Annotated in this window: 3 protein-coding genes; 1 reads left to right on the forward strand and 2 read right to left on the reverse strand. The window is 75.6% G+C overall.

Translation table 11 applies throughout. The annotated features are described in order from the left end of the window. The first annotated feature begins 103 nt into the window (after window positions 1-103). Window positions 104-1,039, forward strand: a complete 936-nt coding sequence (gene hemC / locus FOE67_RS22880; protein ID WP_182666735.1) for a hydroxymethylbilane synthase — start codon at window positions 104-106, stop codon at window positions 1,037-1,039. 40 nt (window positions 1,040-1,079) lie between these two features. Here hemC and FOE67_RS22885 read toward each other — a convergent pair whose 3' ends face one another. Together FOE67_RS22885 and FOE67_RS22890 are read right to left on the reverse strand one after the other, a co-directional pair. Next, window positions 1,080-1,499, reverse strand: coding sequence for an ankyrin repeat domain-containing protein (locus FOE67_RS22885; protein ID WP_182666736.1), 420 nt, complete (start codon window positions 1,497-1,499; stop codon window positions 1,080-1,082). 304 nt (window positions 1,500-1,803) lie between these two features. After that, window positions 1,804-2,097, reverse strand: coding sequence for a DUF1540 domain-containing protein (locus FOE67_RS22890; RefSeq protein WP_182666737.1), 294 nt, complete (start codon window positions 2,095-2,097; stop codon window positions 1,804-1,806). Window positions 2,098-2,386 lie beyond the last annotated feature (289 nt).

Below are 2,386 nucleotides of genomic sequence, written 5' to 3' on the forward strand. Positions count from 1 at the left end.
GTCGTCTCCCGGCCCCACCTGTCGCGCGCCGTCTCGCTCCGGTGGGACCGGACGCCCCGGCGGCGGTGCGGGGGAGGGGCCCGGGGGCACTATCGTGGCCGCCATGTCCGCGCCCGAGTTGATCCGTATCGTCTCCCGCGACTCGCCCATGGCCCTGGCCCAGGTGGAGCGGGTCCGCGCCGAGTTGGCCGCCCTGCACCCCGGTATCCGCACCGAGGTGGTGCCGGTGCGCACCACGGGGGACCGGTGGCTGGGCGACCTGTCGCTGGTGGAGGGGAAGGGGGCGTTCACCAAGGAGGTGGACGCGGCCCTGCTCGCCGGCGAGGCGGACCTGGCCGTGCACTGCCTCAAGGACATCCCCGCCGACCGGCCGCTGCCGGCGGGCACGACCTTCGCCGCCTTCCTGGAGCGGGACGACGTGCGCGACGCCCTGATCCACCCCGGGGGTCTCGGCCTCGCCGACCTGCCGCCGGGCAGCCGGATCGGCACCTCCTCCGTGCGCCGGGTCGCGCAACTGTCCGCCGCCCACCCGCACCTGGAGTGCGTGCCGATGCGCGGCAACGCGAACCGGCGGATGGAGAAGCTGGCGGCGGGTGAGGCGGACGCCCTGCTGCTGGCCGTCTCGGGCCTGCACCGCATCGGCCGCCCGGACGTGATCACCGAGGTGCTGTCCACCGAGGAGATGATGCCGCCGATCGGCGCGGGGGTGCTGGCCCTGCAGTGCCGGGAGGACGACACCGGCCTCATCGACGTGGTGAGCGACCTCAACCACCCCGCCACCCACCGGGAGTCCACCGCCGAGCGGATGCTGCTGCACGTCCTCCAGGGGCACTGCAACAGCCCGATCGCGGGCTGGGCGCGCACCGACGCGGAGGGCGAACTGTCGCTGTCCGCGATGGTGTTCAGCCCCGACGGCAAGGTGGTGCTCTCCGCGTCGGAGGAGGCCGGTCGGCTGGACCCGGGGACGCTGGGCACCTCGGTGGCGGTGGCGCTGCTGCGACAGGGGGCCCGGGACCTGATCGACGGCATCGCGCACTGAGCCTCCCCGGCCGGGAGCGGCGGTCCCGGCCGGGACCGGCTCAGGAATCGGCGCCGAAGAGCAGCAGCAGGTCGGTCTTGGCGAACATCCGGGCCGTCTCGATCGCGGAGGGCTGTCCGGCGGCCGGGTCGGCGCCGGCCTCCAGCAGCACCCGCACCACCTCCTCCTCGCCCTTGAACACGGCGCCCGCGATCGGGGTCTGGCCCCGGTCGTTGGCCCGCCCGGCGTCGGCGCCGCGCTCCAGCAGCGCCCGCACGGTGGCGGCGTGGCCGTGGTAGGCGGCGAGCATGAGGAGGGTGTCGCCCTTCTCGTTGCAGAGGTTCGGCGGCACGCCGGCGTCCACGTAGGCGGCGACCGTGTCGGTGTCCCCGTTGCGGGCCAGTTCGAAGACCTTCGCCGCGAGCTGCAGGACCTCCGGGTCGTGGGCGGGCTCGTGGCTCTCCGGAACCGGGCCGGTCATGGGGATGCCTCCTTCGTCGTCCGGGCGGCTGCCGCCGCGCGCTGTGCGGGGGCGGCCGGTCGGTCGCGCGTCCCGGGGCCAAGCCTACGTACTCCGGCCGGCTGCCCCGTCTCCCCACCCGGGGCGGGGGCCCTCGCCGCCGGGCTCCCGGAGGGGACCGACGTCCGACACCGCACGGTCGTGCGACCTCCGTTCGACGGTCGTGCGGGGGACCGCACGGCTCCGGGCCGGGTGCCGGCGCCGAGGGGCGCGGCACCCGGCCCGGAGGGGACCGGCGGGTCGGGGACCCGGGCCGGGCGGCGGGTCAGGCGGTGGCGTAGGTCAGGCAGTCCACCTTCTCGTCCTGGTAGCCCACGGAGATGCCGGGGGCGTGGCACTCGAAGTGCTCGTTGTGCCGGCAGTCGGCCATCTTGCACGCGCCGACGCGGCCCGTGGCCTCCGGGTCACCGCCCTTGTCGGGGGCGGTCAGGTAGGTGTCGCACAGGGGATCCTGGACGTTGCCCACGGTGATGGCCGGGGCGTGGCAGGCGTGCTCGGTGTTGAAGGCGCAGCTTTCCGCGGTGCACTCACTGATCAGGGGAAGCGTCTGCAGGGCCATGGGAGATCCTCCGGGGCGTTCGGGTCTTCCGGACGGAAGCCGGCTCGGTTCCCGACCCGGCGGGCCGGGACCCCCTTGATCGAGTATCCGGGTCCCGGTCGCTCGCCGCCGGCGGAACACGGCCGAAGGGGACGTTCGGCGGCGAACCGACCCGAACGGGTCCCCGGCGGGCCGAACGGCCCGTCTCCCGCCCGGGAGGGACGGGGGTGCCGAACCCGCCGGTGATCAGTGCGGCGCGCGGACGGGACCGTGGGGCGCCCCGCCCCCCGGACGGGGGTCGGGGCGCCCC

The organism is Streptomyces calidiresistens (assembly GCF_014141525.1).
Lineage (GTDB): Bacteria > Actinomycetota > Actinomycetes > Streptomycetales > Streptomycetaceae > Streptomyces > Streptomyces calidiresistens.